Annotated in this window: 15 protein-coding genes; 6 read left to right on the top strand and 9 right to left on the bottom strand. The window is 72.9% G+C overall.

The annotated features are described in order from the left end of the window. Positions 1-34: 34 nt before the first annotated feature. Complete coding sequence (locus tag ACSGDB_RS00720; protein WP_434992167.1) at positions 35-1,396, bottom strand: DUF222 domain-containing protein; 1,362 nt, start codon at positions 1,394-1,396, stop codon at positions 35-37. A 371-nt stretch (positions 1,397-1,767) separates the two neighbouring features. Between ACSGDB_RS00720 and ACSGDB_RS00715 the strand changes: the two genes are divergently transcribed. Then, a complete protein-coding gene (locus tag ACSGDB_RS00715; protein ID WP_434992013.1) occupies positions 1,768-2,787 on the top strand; it encodes an LLM class flavin-dependent oxidoreductase in 1,020 nt (339 codons plus the stop codon). Between the two features lie 197 nt (positions 2,788-2,984). Here the strand turns inward: ACSGDB_RS00715 and ACSGDB_RS00710 are convergent, their stop codons facing one another. Both ACSGDB_RS00710 and ACSGDB_RS00705 read right to left on the bottom strand, forming a co-directional pair. Next, complete coding sequence (locus ACSGDB_RS00710; RefSeq protein WP_434992012.1) at positions 2,985-3,890, bottom strand: transposase; 906 nt, start codon at positions 3,888-3,890, stop codon at positions 2,985-2,987. Between the two features lie 12 nt (positions 3,891-3,902). Further along, positions 3,903-4,673: a DUF429 domain-containing protein gene (locus ACSGDB_RS00705; protein ID WP_434992010.1), complete on the bottom strand. Its 771-nt coding sequence runs from the start codon at positions 4,671-4,673 to the stop codon at positions 3,903-3,905. Positions 4,674-4,784: 111 nt separating this feature from the next. Between ACSGDB_RS00705 and ACSGDB_RS00700 the strand changes: the two genes are divergently transcribed. Beyond that, on the top strand, positions 4,785-4,940 hold the full coding sequence (locus tag ACSGDB_RS00700) for a hypothetical protein (protein WP_167399001.1): 156 nt from the start codon (positions 4,785-4,787) through the stop codon (positions 4,938-4,940). Here the strand turns inward: ACSGDB_RS00700 and ACSGDB_RS00695 are convergent. Both ACSGDB_RS00695 and ACSGDB_RS00690 read right to left on the bottom strand, forming a co-directional pair. Beyond that, positions 4,937-5,179, bottom strand: coding sequence for a hypothetical protein (locus ACSGDB_RS00695; RefSeq protein WP_434992007.1), 243 nt, complete (start codon positions 5,177-5,179; stop codon positions 4,937-4,939). The genes ACSGDB_RS00700 and ACSGDB_RS00695 overlap by 4 nt on opposite strands. 100 nt (positions 5,180-5,279) lie before the next feature. Beyond that, positions 5,280-5,723 carry a hypothetical protein gene (locus ACSGDB_RS00690; protein WP_434992006.1) on the bottom strand — a complete coding sequence of 148 codons (444 nt, stop codon included), beginning with the start codon at positions 5,721-5,723 and terminating at the stop codon, positions 5,280-5,282. A gap of 73 nt (positions 5,724-5,796) precedes the next feature. On the opposite strand from ACSGDB_RS00690, the gene ACSGDB_RS00685 reads away from it, so the two are divergent. Continuing rightward, complete coding sequence (locus tag ACSGDB_RS00685; protein ID WP_434992003.1) at positions 5,797-6,609, top strand: SDR family oxidoreductase; 813 nt, start codon at positions 5,797-5,799, stop codon at positions 6,607-6,609. Positions 6,610-6,622: 13 nt separating this feature from the next. On the opposite strand, the gene ACSGDB_RS00680 is transcribed toward ACSGDB_RS00685, so the two are convergent. The 3 genes from ACSGDB_RS00680 to ACSGDB_RS00670 form a co-directional block, all read right to left on the bottom strand. After that, positions 6,623-8,290 carry an amidohydrolase gene (locus ACSGDB_RS00680; RefSeq protein WP_434992002.1) on the bottom strand — a complete coding sequence of 556 codons (1,668 nt, stop codon included), beginning with the start codon at positions 8,288-8,290 and terminating at the stop codon, positions 6,623-6,625. A 31-nt stretch (positions 8,291-8,321) separates the two neighbouring features. Continuing rightward, a complete protein-coding gene (locus tag ACSGDB_RS00675; RefSeq protein WP_434992001.1) occupies positions 8,322-9,296 on the bottom strand; it encodes an aldo/keto reductase in 975 nt (324 codons plus the stop codon). A 191-nt stretch (positions 9,297-9,487) separates the two neighbouring features. Further along, positions 9,488-10,159, bottom strand: a complete 672-nt coding sequence (locus ACSGDB_RS00670) for a ScbR family autoregulator-binding transcription factor (RefSeq protein ID WP_434992000.1) — start codon at positions 10,157-10,159, stop codon at positions 9,488-9,490. 46 nt (positions 10,160-10,205) lie between these two features. Between ACSGDB_RS00670 and ACSGDB_RS00665 the strand changes: the two genes are divergently transcribed. The 3 genes from ACSGDB_RS00665 to ACSGDB_RS00655 all read left to right on the top strand — a co-directional run bounded on the left by ACSGDB_RS00665 (position 10,206) and on the right by ACSGDB_RS00655 (position 13,780). Continuing rightward, positions 10,206-11,477, top strand: a complete 1,272-nt coding sequence (locus ACSGDB_RS00665) for an AI-2E family transporter (protein WP_434991999.1) — start codon at positions 10,206-10,208, stop codon at positions 11,475-11,477. After that, positions 11,470-12,444, top strand: coding sequence for a D-2-hydroxyacid dehydrogenase (locus ACSGDB_RS00660; protein ID WP_434991997.1), 975 nt, complete (start codon positions 11,470-11,472; stop codon positions 12,442-12,444). Before ACSGDB_RS00665 ends, ACSGDB_RS00660 begins: the two co-directional genes overlap by 8 nt. Before the next feature lie 85 nt (positions 12,445-12,529). Further along, positions 12,530-13,780, top strand: a complete 1,251-nt coding sequence (locus ACSGDB_RS00655; protein ID WP_434991995.1) for a glycosyltransferase 87 family protein — start codon at positions 12,530-12,532, stop codon at positions 13,778-13,780. Here the strand turns inward: ACSGDB_RS00655 and ACSGDB_RS00650 are convergent. After that, a complete protein-coding gene (locus ACSGDB_RS00650) occupies positions 13,777-14,622 on the bottom strand; it encodes an SDR family oxidoreductase (RefSeq protein WP_434991994.1) in 846 nt (281 codons plus the stop codon). The genes ACSGDB_RS00655 and ACSGDB_RS00650 overlap by 4 nt on opposite strands. Positions 14,623-14,627 lie beyond the last annotated feature (5 nt).

Below are 14,627 nucleotides of genomic sequence, written 5' to 3'. Positions count from 1 at the left end.
GTAGGTCCTGCAGGGGTCGAGGAGCGGCCCGCCATCATGCTGCTGCCGGGTAGAGGATGAGGTCGATCACCGAGTGCATCGGTCTGGGAGTCCTCCTGGACATGGCCATCCTGGGCCGGGATGCTCCGGGCAGACGTGTCCCGGGCAGTGGCGGCGAGGTCGAGACGTAAGTGTGGCCGGTGGGGGTGCGTCGTTCGATCCCGTTCGCCGAACCAGGCATAGTTCGGGACGACCAGCCGGTGGCTTCCTTGATGTAGTTGCAGTTCTCGCACAGCCCCTGCCCACCATCGGCACTCGTGGTACCGGTGAGGCGCCACGGGACGACGTGGTCGGTGTGCCTGATCGGCGCATCGCAGTACGGGGTGCGGCAGGTCGCGTCCCTCGCGGCGATCAGGCGGCGCAGTCCGGGCGGAAAGAGCCGGGCCCGCGATTCCATACCCACCAGTTGCCCGGTCTCCGGTGCGGTATAGAGCCGCCGGAGCCAGACGTGTGCGGCGCGCCCGTCGAGCGTGCCGGACCCATCGGCGCCACGCTTCTCTGCATGTTCCCGGAGGAGGTCGCGGGCGATCTGCGCCGGGACCGGACCGTAGCCGGGCAGGTACGCCGGCTCACTGTCGCCCTGGAACAGGGTGCGGTCGGTCATGATGAGGTGCACGTCGGCCTTCACCGATCCGGCGGGCGCGCCGGTGACCCGTTCGACGAGGGCATCGGCCATGAGCTGCCCGCGCCCGAGCCCGCGATTGCTTCCGGCGGTGGTCAGGGTGTCGGCATGACGGGACAGGGCCGAGTAGGCACTGATCGCCTCGGTCGCGGGAAGCAGGGCAGTCAGGTACGCCATGGCGTCCGGGGCCGGCCGACAACTGACGTAGCGCTCGCCGACCGCCTTGCGGGCCCTTGCCACGGCGGCCGCCGGCTCGAGACGCAGGGCGATCCTCCGGGCCCGGTCCTTCACCCCCTGCGTACCGACGCCCTCGAGGGCTCCGCTGTCGGCGGCCAATGCCGTGTCCACGGCATGCCGGTTCTCGGCGCTGAGGCAGATGGTCTCGCGAACGATCAGGGTCGCTCGCCACTCACTGATGACCCCGGATTCCAGGGCTGCGAGAGTCCGGGGCATATCGGCGACGAGCGTTCGGGCCAGTCCCAGCAGACGTGACCCCTGGTGCGGGGATTCCCGCCTCGCCAGGGCGACTTCGGCGGCCACGCCCCGACCCCGCTGATCCGCAGGCACGCCTGCGGCAGCCTCCGCTCGCCGTCGGGCAGTATCCAGGTCCAGCGCCGCACGGGCCTGCGCAGCCGCGGCTGCGCACTTCAGGTCCTCGAGAGCCCGCAGTTGCGATACGAGTGCTTCCTCATGACCTTCGACGGGTTCCGCGGGGGAGGCCGCCGTCGCGGACACTCGAGCCGACGGTGTCCGGGGATCGAGCGCCCTGATCCACCCCCGCACGACGGAGGCGGCTGCACCCGGCGCACACGCACCGAACGGAGATTCCCGGACGCCTTCTTCGGACATGTGTTCTATTTTACGGGACATGCCCTAGAACACAATAGCGAATGACTCGTTCGTGGATCTCCGATGCCGCGCGTCCTGGAGCTCGGCCTCAATCCGTGCGGAGGCTCCGCCAGGGCACCAAACTGCCCGTCGCGTCGTGGTTCCAGGCCTGAGGACACGACTGGATCACGTCCGGCCCCGGCACGGACGGACGCACGAGCAGTGCGGCGCGGTGCCGCCCCGGGAATGCGGGAGGGTGACGCCGCGCTGCACAAGGCATGACAAAGATCGGGTTCCTGTCCTTCGGGCACTACCAGGACGTGAGGGGCTCGCTCGTCCCCACCGCGCGGGAGTCGCTGGTCCAGGCCATCGACCTGGCCGTGGCGGCCGAGGAGCTCGGTGTCGATGGCGCCTACGTGCGCGTGCACCATTTCGCCCCGCAGTATTCGGCGCCGTTCCCGCTGCTCGCCGCGATGGCCGCGCGGACGAAGACCATCGAACTGGGCACCGGGGTGATCGACATGCGCTACGAGAACCCGCTGTACATGGCCGAGGAGGCCGCCGTCACCGACCTCGTCAGCAACCGGCGCCTGCAGCTCGGGATCAGCCGGGGGTCGCCCGAGACGGCACTCGACGGATGGCGCACGTTCGGGTACCTCCCGTCCGAGGGCTCCGACGACGCGGACCTGGCACGCGACAAGGCGGCGCTCTTCCGCCACGCGATCGCCGGCCGGGGGATCGCCCAGCCCAACCCGCGGATGTCGGGCAGCGTCGGCAGGCTCCCGATCGACCCGATCTCGCCCGGACTGTCCGAACGCATCTGGTGGGGATCGGGCACGCGGGCGACGGCCCGGTGGGCGGGGGAGCAGGGGATGAACCTGATGAGTTCGACCCTCCTCACGGAGGACACCGGCGTCCCCTTCGACGAGTTGCAGGCGGAGCAGATCGAGGTGTTCCGCACGGCCTGGTCGGAGGCCGGGCACGCATGGGCCCCGAGGGTGTCCGTGAGCCGCAGCATCCTCCCGATCGTCAGCGAGACCGACGAGTACTACTTCGGCGTCCGTGCCCAGCGCGAATCACGGGACCAGGTGGGTCTCCTCGACGGTGCCAGGTCCCGTTTCGGCCGCAGCTACATCGGCGCCCCGGACGTCATCGCCGAGGAGCTCGCGGCCGATGCCGCCGTGCAGGCCGCCGACACGCTGCTGGTGACGATCCCCAATCAGCTCGGCGTCGACTTCAATGCGGCGCTGCTCGGGAACATCGTGCAGCTGGTGGCTCCGGCGGCCGGGTTGCGATGAGATCGCCTCCGGGCTTTTCCCCGGCCCGATCCTCCGCTACCGTAGAACAATAAGCATGCTGATCTTCTTGGGGGACAGCATGACCAGGGCCTCGAGGAGAGAAGCCGTGCACCAGGTCCACCGGGAGCTGTGATCACAGCGCCGGTGGCAGCCGGCTTCTCCCCTCGGGGACATCCGGCGGGACCGGGCAGCGAGCGTCATCCCTCCAGGAGTGCACGGGCTGCAGCCTCCGCCCCTTCCGCCTCTTCCACCGAACGTTCGGCGGTCTCCGTCTCGTGGGCGAGGGCGCTGCGCTCTTCGTCGACATCGGCCAGCTCGCGGCGCAGGGTGCCAAGGCGGTCCTCGAGGTCCTCGATCGAAGCGGTGACACCGTTCCGCCGCACGTCGATCCGAGCCGATGCCTTCGCCGCTGCCGCCAGCCGCTCCCTCGCGCCGGCGACGGCCTCGCGCGCCGCGGCCAGCTGCGCCTCGGCCTCCCTCCGCCGACGCGCCGAAACCTTCCGTCGGGTCGGCCGCTGCTGCTCGCCGTCCTCCGCCGACCCGGACGCTGTCCCGGAGGCCGGCCCGGACGTCGCATCAGCGGCAGTCGTCGGCGGTGTGAAGGGGCCGGCGACGGCGCCGTCGAGGTCCACCGGATCCCACCCGCTCGCCTCGAGGGTGCGCACGAGCCGCCCGGTCAGGACGGCGGCTGCCGCCGCGGGGTCGGCGAGGGCGGCGCGCAGGGTCTGTTCGACGCCGGGCAGTGCCGCGGGGCCGACGTCGTGCCCTGCTTCTGCGGCGGCGTCCAGCGCCTGACGGGCGACGTCGGCCAGGAGGCGCTGTCGCCGCTGGCCCAGCGCATGCACCTGTGCCCGGTCGAGGCTCGCCTGGGCCTCCCTGAGGGACGCGGCGAGTTCCAGCACCTGCTCCACCTCCCCGCGTCGGCGGTCGACGAGCACGTTGACGAGCCACGCGGCCGACGACGGCTTGGGCAGCGCGCGCAGGGCTGCGGCGAGGTCCCGGTCGCCGTCCTTCGCCGCGTCCTTCGCCGCGGCGTTGCGCGCCTGCGTGAAGCGGTCCAGCGGCAGGACGTAGAGTGCTGCGCTCCGTTCGGCCAGGTCCATGACCGCTGCCTCCTATCCGGGTGCCCCGCTCGGCGCACCCTCCGGTGCGAGCTCCTCCAACCGTCCCACGGGGAGGGCGATCCAGCCCTCCCGGCGCGCCTGGTCCCGGTACTCCTCAGGGACCGGGTGGGTCCGGCCGAGGGCGTGCGCCCGGGCGGCGAGGGCGGCGATCACGGCGTCGAACGCGTCGTCCGAGGAGACCAGGAGCTGCCGGGTGGCACTCCCGAGGTCCAGCCACGGGGCCCGAGCCAGGATCCGGTCCAGCAGGGCCTCACGCACGCCGCCGTCGCTCTTGTAACCGCGCGTGTCGAACCCCCACCCGCGGAGCGTGGCCGCGGGATAGACCTCGACGGCGGTGCCGCCGCCCGAGCGGTCGACGGGTGTGCCGACGGCGTCGCCGATCGCGTCCAGCAGCACGGCGCAGTGCATCGCCGTGAGGCCCAGCCGGTCCGTGGCGACGCTCAGCGGCCACCGGCCGGTGATGTCCCGGGTGGCGCGGTCCGTCGCGCGGTAGGAGAGGCGGCGGCGCCACGCCAGGCCCTCCTCCCTGCTCCCGTCCACGCGCAGCCCCTCGGCGTGGCGCGTCACGAAGGAGACGAAGTCGTCGGGCCACCCGAAGGCGCAGTCGATGCCGAGGCGGTCGACGTCGGGGGCCACCCGCGCGATCGCGGCGTCCGGGACCCCCAGGCCCACCTCCACGGTGGCCGCGCGCCGGGACCAGTCGATGACCGCGAGGGCGGTGCCCTTCGATTCTGCTGCGAGATCCACGCCGGCTGTGAGCACGCCCGATTATAGGCATCCGCGGGGGCGCTCTCCAGTGGTTCTCCGCTCCTGTCCCGGACCGCGGCATGCGGGTGGTAAGAAATGATCACGCGAAGGAAGGGAGAAGAACTGATGGATGCACGATGCCCCAGCTGCGGTTCCACGCTCGTCGAACTCGGTGAGGACCAGTGGCCCGCCGAAGGGCCGGTCCCGCCCGGCACGCTCGCCGTCTTCCAGTGCGAGCAGAACCACCGGATCACCGTGGGAACGAGCCAGGTGCAGGCCTAGTCGTCCCGGGGCCGAGCGCTTCCGGCGTCGTCGATGATGCGCGTCAGTTCGTCGCGCAGCGCCACGGCCTCGTCGAGGGTGAGCCCGAGCTGCTCGCCCTGCTCCACCCAGCCGACGCTGACCAGCGGCCGGCCCCCGGCGTCGGTCGAGGAGGACAGGCCGATCGCGAGGGCGCGACCGCCCGTGTGCGTGACGTCCCCGACGATCAGTTCGCCGCCGTCGTCCCCTGCAACCGCCATGACTCCTCCATCTCCGTCCGATCCTGGTGTCCCATGCTAGGCACGTGCGGAACGGAAGTGTCCACCACGTCCTGCACGGAGGACGGTTCGCAGCGCCGGTTCACCCCGCGTCGGCCGGACGGATCGCCAGGTTGGGGTGCAGCAGCTCGAAGCCGTCGTCCGCGAGGGCATTGCGGTCGATGTCGTCCGGCAGCAGCACCACGGTGGCCCTGCTGTCGCGCATCACCGCGCCCGCCGAGCCGGGTGCGAGCGGCGTGCATTCCAGGCCCACGCCGATGCCCTCCTCCGCGAGCAGGCAGACGGTGTCCTCGGTCGCGCTGCCGGCGGTCGGCCGGGCCGCGAAGTACTCGACGCCGTCCTGCTCCGCGAGGAACCGGGTGGTCGCCAGATCGATGCCGTCGAGATCCGTCCGGATGGTCAGGACGTCCTGGTCCGTCTGGTCCTGCTCCAGCACGTCGATCACGGGCCCGCCCGTGCAGCCGGACAGCCCGAGAACCGCGCCCGCGCATGCCGACAGGAGGCGGACTCTCGTGGTCGGGCGCATGGATCTCCTCGGCGCGGCGGGTCGGTGGGTGGTGCCTCCAGCCTAGCGAAGCCGCGGCCCCTAGGCTGGGCCCATGGACTCCTCCTCCGCCCTGGCCGGACGCACCTACGTGGTCACCGGCGTGAGCCGGCGCCAGGGGATCGGCTACGCCGTCGCCTCCCGTCTCGCCGCCATGGGCGCCAGCCTGTTCCTGCACCACTTCGCACCCCACGACGCCGAGCAGCCCTGGGGTGCCGACAGCATCGACGACGTGGTCGCCGGCATCCGCGGCACACTGCGGGACGGCGCGGACCTCGCCCACGCGGGCATGGACCTCGCCGAGCCCGACGGCGGCGAACGGCTCGTCGCGGCGGCGGCGGGCGCCCTCGGCCATCTGGACGGCCTCGTCTGCAACCACGCGAAGAGCGGGGGCGACGGTCGGCTCGGGGACATCTCCTGGCAGGACCTGGACGCGCACTGGCAGGTCAACACGCGATCCACCCTCCTGGCCACCAGGTACTTCGCCGAGCAGCACGACGGGCGGGAGGGCGGCCGCGTGATCTGGATGACCTCGGGCCAGGTGGTCGGCCCCATGCCGGGGGAGATCGCCTATGCGGCGTCCAAGGCGGCGCTCGCCGGACTGACGGCGTCGGTCGCCGACGACCTCGTGGACCGGCGCATCCTGCTCAACACCGTCAACCCGGGGCCGGTGAACACCGGATACCTGGACGAGGGCACCGCCGACCGCCCGTCGGAGGTGCTCCGGGGCGTCCTCGAGCACTGCCCGTCGGGGCGCTTCGGCGAGCCCGACGACCCGGCACGGCTCATCGCGTGGCTGTTGAGCGACGAGGGCCGCTGGATGGTGGGGCAGGTGCTCAGCACGGAGGGCGGATTCCGCCGCGGGTGACCCCGGGCTCCGGCTACCGCTCGAAGACCACGCGGCCCCCCGCGATCGTGACATCCACGCCCACCGCATGCAGGTCCGCCGCGTCGATCCCGAACGGGTCGACGGTGAGGACCGCCAGGTCCGCGGGCAGGCCCTCCCGGATCAGGCCCGCCGTGGACCGCGTGACCCGGGCGGAGCCCGCCGTGTAGGCGGACAGGGCCGCCTGGAAGGTCAGCGCCTCGTCCGCCACCAGGGGCGGGACGCCCGGATGGTCGGGGTGGGTCCGGTTGACGGCCACGTGGATGGCCTGCCACGGATCGGCGTCGGACACGGACCAGTCGGAGCCCATCGCGAGCGGGGCCCCGCCGGAGACCATCGACGCGAACGGGTACTGCCACTGCGCGCGGTCCTCGCCGATCAGGGGTACCGTGAGGGAGCGCATCTGCTCGTCGCTGCACGCCCAGAGCGCCTGCGCGTTGACGGTCACGGCGAGCTCCCCGAAGCGCGGGACGTCGTCGGGATGCACCAGCTGCACGTGTGCCATGGTGTGGCGTGGCCGCCAGGACCTGTCCGGCGGCACGACGCTCCGGGCGTGTGCCACGGCGTCGAGGCCCGTGCGGACGGCGCGGTCGCCGATGGCATGCAGGTGGAGGTCGAACCGCGCGGCCTGCAGGGCAGCGACCACGGCGTCGAGCACCTCCGGTGGCAGGTAGGTGGGCCCGCGGTCCGCGTCGGAGGCGGCCACGCATCCGCAGCCGACGGGCTCGTAGGGATCCAGCAGGGCCGCGGTCCGGTTCTCGGGCACGCCGTCGACCATGATCTTGGCGCTCGACGTCGGGAAGCCCGCCTCGGCGTTGAGGCGCCGGCGCTCGCGGAAGTCCTCGATCAGGTCCGGGATGTCCCGCACCGTGAGGGCCCGCGGAACCCAGAGCGCGCCGGTCGCGCGGCCCGTCAGCCGGCCCGAGGCGGCGAGCGAGCGGTAGGCGGGGGCGGCGTCGGGGTAACCGGCGTACTCGCCGATGATCGCCTCCTGCCAGCCCGTCACGCCGAGCGCGTGGAGATGGCGCTGGCCGTACAGGATCCCGGCCTCGACGGCGGCCCGGGTGACGGGCGGCAGCAGCCGGGCGACCAGGGCCATGGCGCCCTCGTGCAGGATGCCGCTCGCCGATCCGTCGGCCCGGCGGTCGATCCGCCCGTCCGGCGGGTCGGGGGTGTGCGCGTCGATCCCGGCCCGCCCGAGCGCCGCGGTGTTGACCCAGGCGCTGTGGTGGTCCCGGTTGATGAGGTAGACCGGTCGGTGCGGGGCGACGGCGTCGAGCACGCGGGCGTCCGGGAAGCCGCCGTCGAAGTCGCCCTTGTACCAGCCGGCCCCCGTGATCCAGTCCTGCCCCTCGCCGGGGCCGGCGGCGTAGGCCGCAACGGCGCGCTGCACCCCGGCGGGTCCCCGGTGCGCCTCGAGGTTGCATGCAAGGGCTTCGATGCCGCCCATGAAGGTGTGCGCGTGGGCGTCCGTGAAACCGGGGGTGACGAGGCGCCCGCGGAGGTCGACGACGCGGGTGCGCGGGCCGGCCGCGGCCAGGACCTCGGCGTCCGTCCCGATGGCCGAGATGGTGCCACCCGCGACGGCGACCGCCGTCGCGGTGGGGTGGGGAGCCAGGCCGTCGAAGACGCGGCCGTTGTGGAGGACGAGATCGGCGGGCATGCGCGTCAGCCGCCGCCGGGAAGGATGGGCATCAGAACCCTACGAGGGGGTGGGGCACGTAGTGCTCCTCCAGGGCGTGCACCTCGTCGTCCGTCAGGTGGAGGCCCAGGGAGGCCACGGCGTCCTCGAGGTGCCGGGCCTTCCCGACCCCGACGATCGGCGCGGACACCACGGGGTTGCGCGACACCCAGGCGAGCGCAACCTGGGCGCGGGGCACGCCGCGCGCCTCGGCCACCGTCCCGACGGCGTCCGCGACGCGACGGTCGGCGTCGAGGGTGCCGTAGAGCGTGCTGCCGAAGGAGTCCGATTCCGAGCGCGACGTCGTCTCGTCCCACGGGCGGGTGAGCTTCCCGCGGGCGAGCGGGCTCCACGGAAGGACGCCGATGCCCTGGTCCGCGCACAGCCCGTACATCTCGCGCTCCTCCTCGCGGTTGATCAGGTTGTAGTGGTCCTGCATGGTGACGAACCGGGTCCACCCGTTGAGGCGCTGCAGGTAGAGGGCCTTCGAGAACTGCCACGCGTACATCGAGGACGCGCCGAGGTAGCGCACCTTGCCCGCCTTCACGACGTCGTGCAGGGCCTCGAGGGTCTCCTCCAGGGGCGTCGCGGGGTCGAACCGGTGGATCTGGTAGAGGTCCACGTAGTCGGTGCCGAGGCGGCGCAGGCTGTTGTCCAGTTCCGCCAGGATGGCCTTGCGTGAGAGGCCGGCGCCGTTGGGCCCCTCGTGCATGCGGCCGTGCACCTTCGTGGCGATCACGGTGTCCTCGCGGCGCGTGAACTCGGCCAGGGCCCGGCCCACGATCTCCTCGCTGGACCCGTCCGAGTACACGTTGGCGGTGTCGAAGAAGTTGATACCCGCCTCCACGGCGGCGCGGATCAGGGGTCGGCTCTGCTCCTCCGGCAGGGTCCACGCGTGGTTGCCGCGGTCGGGGGAGCCGTAGCTCATGCAGCCGAGGGCGAGCGGGGAGATGTCGAGGCCGGTCGAACCGAGTTTCACGTAGCGCATGCGTCACCTTTGCTGGCGTCGGGGAGGTCCGGCCAGCCTAGTTCGGGCGGCCCACGGTTGCGAAGCGCAACCGTGGGCGCCCGGGGCACGGGCCCTGACGGACCGGGCAGGGTGCTTCCCCCACGGAGACCCTGCAGTGCCAGCAGCAACAGTAGCGACGACCGGGGGAAAAACAAACCGTTTGACCGGTTTTATTCGGGGGGCCCGTCCCGGAACAGGGCGACGAGCTCCGGGACCCGTGCCCGCCGGTCCGCGCCGAGGACGCCGGGCAGGAGCATCCCCCACAGGTCGGCGAGCCGCTCGACGACGTCCGCGCGGCCCGTGAGGACGTTCGAGACCATCTGCACGCCCGTGTAGGAACCGACGACCATTCGGGCGAAGGCGTCGGCGTCGAGGTCCGCGCGCAGGTCGCCGTCCTGCTGGGCCGACCGTGCCAGGTCGCCGAACCGCGTCACCCAGTCGAGGTAGGGCCGGCGGACATCGTGCCCGAAGGCCGACGCCTCGAAGGTCAGCCGGATCCCGGCGCGCATGACGGAATGTTCGATCAGCTGCAGGGTGAAGCCCCGGCAGATCAGCACGATCGTCTCCAGTGCCGGCAGGCCCAGGGCCTCGGCGCGCGCTCCGTCCGCCGACGCGATCGCGTGCTGCTCCTCGATCACCGCCATCGCGAGCGAGTCCTTCGACGCGAAGTGGAAGTACAGGGCGCCCTTGGTGACCTGCGCGGCGGTCGCGACGGCGGCCAGGGAGGTGTTCCCGTATCCGTGCTCCTCGAACACGCCCGCTGCCGCGTGGATGATCGCGGAGCGGGTGGATCGTGCGCGGGCCTGCTGCCGGGGCGCCGGGGGATCTGGTGCGGAACTCATGGGGGTCATTCTCCGTCACACCCGGGTGGTAAGGCAGGATGGCTGTGTGACACGCGAGACTCCCGACGGCCGCAGCGGCCCGGACACGACCCCCACCGATGCAGCCGCCCCGGGCGATGCAGCCACCCCGGCCGCCGAGCCGCACGGGTCCACGGTGGCCCGCCGTTTCCGGCCCCGTGCGCTCGCGGACGGCCTGCGCGTGAGCGCCGCCTGGACGGCCCGGGCGCTGATCGTCCTCGCCGGCCTCGTGGTCCTCTGGTACGTCATCGGGGCGCTGTGGTCGATCGTGCTGCCCACCCTCTTCGCGCTGCTCCTGGCCTCGGTGCTCTGGCCCGTCAACCGGTTCCTGCGCAGGGGACTGCCGAAGGTCCTGGCCGCCCTGCTGACCCTCCTCGGCTTCATCGCGGTCGTCGTCGGCATCGGGGCCGCGACCCTCCCCGCGATCGCGAGCGGCGTCACCGAGCTCTCCGGCCTGGCCCGCGACAACGTCGCCGACCTCGCGGACTTCGTCGCCGGTCCGCCGCTGAACCTCGAGGCGGCCAGTATCGACGACGTCGTCGACACCGCCCTGACCCAGCTCCAGGCGAACGTCGGGAACGTCGTCTCCGGGATCACGGCGGGGCTGAGCGAACTGACCTCCCTGACCGTCGTCGTGCTCCTGGCGCTCGTGTTCACGTTCTTCTGCCTCAAGGACGGCGACCGCTTCATGCCGTGGGCGTCCCGCTGGACGAACTCCGCCGCCTTCGGGCACGCCTCGACGATCGCGAGCGGCACCTGGAAGACGCTGTCCTCCTACATCTTCGCCCAGGCCACCGTCGCCCTCGTCGATGCGGTCTTCATCGGGCTCGGCCTCGTGCTGCTGGACATCCCGCTCGCCATCCCGCTGGCCGTCCTCGTGTTCTTCTCCGCCTTCATCCCCGTGGTCGGCGCGATCGTCTCGGGGCTCCTGGCGACCCTCGTCGCCTTCCTCGCCTACGGCTGGGTGAGCGCCCTGCTGGTGCTCGGCCTCGTGGTGCTGGTCCAGCAGCTCGAGAGCAACTTCATCCAGCCGCTGCTGGTGGGGCGCACGCTCGAGATCCACCCCGCCGTCGTCCTCGCCGCCGTCACGGCGGGCGGAACCCTGTTCGGGCTCGTCGGCGCGTTCCTCGCGGTGCCGACGACGGCGGTCGCGATCGTGGTGCTCCGCTACCTCCGCGACCTGTCCACCGAGTACCGGCCGGAGCGGGGCGCGGGGGCCTCCGACGGTGCGCCGCAGGCCGCCGGGACGACGACGGAGGCGGGGCCCCTGGCGCACAGCCCCGAGCAGACCGGTGCCTGAGCGGCCGGTGGTGGCCGTCCTCGAGGGGGCGCGGCCCGTGAGGGGGCTCGAGCGCGTGGCCGGGCTCGCCGAGGTGAGGGTGGCGCAGGCCGCCGACCTCGACCGCGCCCTCGACGGCGCCGACGTGCTCTACCTGTGGGACTACTTCTCCGGGGCGCTGCCCGCCGCCTGGCATGCCGCCGGATCCCTGCGCTGGCTGCACGTCGCCGCGGCCGGGGTGGACAAGCTCCTCTTCCCCGGCCTCGTGGCCTCCGACGTCGTCGTCACGAACGCGCACGGCGTCTTCGACCAGCCGATGGCCGAGTACGTGCTCGGCGCCATGCTGCACGCCGCCAAGGGCTTCGGTGAGCTGCGCGACCAGCAGCGGGCCGGGCAGTGGACGTGGCGCGAAGGCCGGAACATCGCCGGGACCCGCGCGCTCGTCGTGGGCACCGGCAGCATCGGCCGCCACACGGCGCGGCTCCTGCGCGCGGCCGGGGTGCGGGTGGAGGGAGCCGGCCGCACCGCCGTCGCGCTCGACGCCGACTTCGGCCGCGTCCACGCCAGCGCCGACCTGGCGGGCATCGTGAGGGACGTGGACTGGCTCGTGCTCCTGGCCCCGCTGACCCCGGCGACCGAGAACCTCGTGAGCGCGGAGGTCATCGCGGCGCTACCGCCCTCGGCGGTCGTGATCAACGCCGGCCGGGGGCGGCTCGTCGACGAGGAGGCACTCGTCCGGTCCCTCGCGGACGGGGCGATCGCGGGCGCCGTGCTGGACACCTTCGCCGTCGAGCCGCTCCCGCCGGAGCATCCGCTGTGGTCCCTGCCGACGGTCCTCGTCACCCCGCACATGGCGAGCAACGCCGATTCCTGGCTGGACGACCTCGCCGCCCAGTTCGAGCGGAACTTCCTGCTGTGGCGGGAGGGCCGGCCGCTGCCCGGCGTCGTCGACAAGGCGCTCGGGTACGTGCCGGGCGCCTGCAGGTGACGGCCCGGCCCGGGGGAGATTGGCGCGCGCCGGACGGCGGGTGAGACGATTACCGCTGCCGCCACCCGCCGACCAGGAGCCACCCGTGCGCATCCGCCCGCCCCGCCCGGAGACCCGCAACAGCGCCCGCTCGGTCTGGCTGTTCTTCGCCCTCGTCCACGTCGGGTTCCTCGCGCGGCTGCTGCCCTTCATCCTCGGCGGGGGAGTGCTCAGCGACGTCCGCTTCTACCGTGAGTGGGCCTACCAGGCCCTGGGCGACGGCGTCTGGCAGGGCATCGACACCGCGTGGGTGTACCCGGCCGGCGCCCTCGCTCCGATGCTCGTCGCCGCCGTGTTCGGGCCCCACCTGTACCAGCTCGCCTGGTTCCTGCTCTTCGCCGGCCTCAACGCCGTCGGGGTCGCCGCCCTGATCCGCCGGGCCACGCCGTCGTCGTTCACCGCCGCCTACTGGTGGCTCGTCGCGACCGCGCTCCTCGGCCCCGTGGCCGTCGGCAGGATCGACGGGCTGACCGCGCCGCTGGTCGTCACCGCGCTGCTGATCGTCGCCGCGCGCCCGTTCGCCGCGTCCCTCCTGCTCAGCGCCGCCACCTGGATGAAGGTGTGGCCGGCCGCCGTCGTGCTCGCCGCGCTCGTCGTCGTCCGCGAGGGCCGGCTCCGAATCCTCGCCGCGGGTGCCGCGCTCACCGCCGGCATCGCCGTCGCCGTGGCGGTGTTCGGCGACGCCCGCAATCTCACCGGCTTCCTGGGGGCCCAGGGCGCCCGCGGCATGCAGCTCGAGGCGCCGCTCAGCACCCCGGGTGTGTGGCAGGCGATCACGGGGACCTCCGGCGCGTACTTCTTCGAGGACGAGGTGATCAACACCATGGAGGTCCGGGGCGCCCTCAGCTCTCTCGTGGGGGACCTCATGACGCCGCTGCTCGCGCTCACGGTGGTCCTGGTGGCCGTGTTCCTCGGGATCGCCCTGCGCCGCGGCGCCGAGCCGGCCGCGCTGCTCGCCACCGGGTCGCTGGCCCTCGTCAGTACCCTCGTGGTGTTCAACAAGGTGGGCTCGCCCCAGTTCATGCTGTGGATCACGGCGACGATCGCCGCGGGGCTCGTCCTGGACCGGGCGTCGGAGTGGCGCTACCCGGCGATCGCGATGCTCGCGACGGCCGCGCTCACCACCCTCGTGTACCCGGTGCTCTACGACGCCCTGCGCTACGACCTGAATCCGGCCGTCGCCGTCCTGCTGACGTTGCGCAACCTGCTCGTGGTGAGCATCTTCGTGTGGTCGCTCGTGCGGCTGGGCCGCCTCACGGCGCGCGCGCGTGCGGTCGCTGAGGTCGCCGCGCCCTAGGGGTGCCTGGCGCCCTGCCCGGCGAGCACCGCGCGGTAGCCCTCGCGGTAGGTCGGGTAGCGGAAGGTGAAGCCGGTCGCGCGGAGCAGGCTGCTGTCCACGCGGCGCGCGCCGCCCCGGCCCGACGGCGCCTCGCCGCGCGGCGGGTCCGGGAGCCCCAGTTCGGCGGCCAGGAATCCCAGCACCTCACCGAGGTCCACGGGCTGTTCGTCGCTGCCGAGGTAGATCGGCGCGGGGGACGCGACGGCGGTGACGAGGTGGACGATCGCGGCCGCGGCGTCGTCGCGGTGGATGCGGTTGGTCCACTGCGGTTCCGGCGGCAGCACGGCCCTCCCGCTGCGCACCTGGTCGATCAGCCGGGTCCGGCCGGGGCCGTAGATGCCCGAGAGCCGGAGGACCGTCCCGTGGGCCGAGCCCTCGAGGAGGACCTGCTCGGCCTCCCGCACCAGCCGGGCCGTGGGGGCGGTGCTCTCCGCCGGCGACTCCTCGGTGACGAACGCGCCGTCGAAGTCCCCGTACACCGCGGTGGAGGAGACGAAGAGGATCCGCCGGGGCGTGACGCCGTCGCGCCGGAGCGCGGAGAGGATGTTGCGGGTCGCGTCCACGTAGGCGCTGCGGTAGGCGGCCTCGGTGCGGTCCCCGGCGGCGGTGGCGATGACCACGACGTCGGTGTCCGCCGGGATGGGCGGGAGGTCCTGCGTGAGGTCCGCGGCCACGCCCTCGATCGCGGCGGGGAGGCGTCCGGGGGAGCGGCGCCAGCCGACCACGCGCTCGCCCCGGGCGGCCAGCCGCAGCCCCACCTCGGTCCCCAGATCCCCGCAGCCCGCTATCAATACTGTCATCGCAC

Source organism: Arthrobacter sp. Ld5, from assembly GCF_051172775.1.
Classification (GTDB): Bacteria; Actinomycetota; Actinomycetes; order Actinomycetales; family Micrococcaceae; genus Arthrobacter_D.
This window is presented reverse-complemented; position numbering and strand designations above follow the sequence as displayed.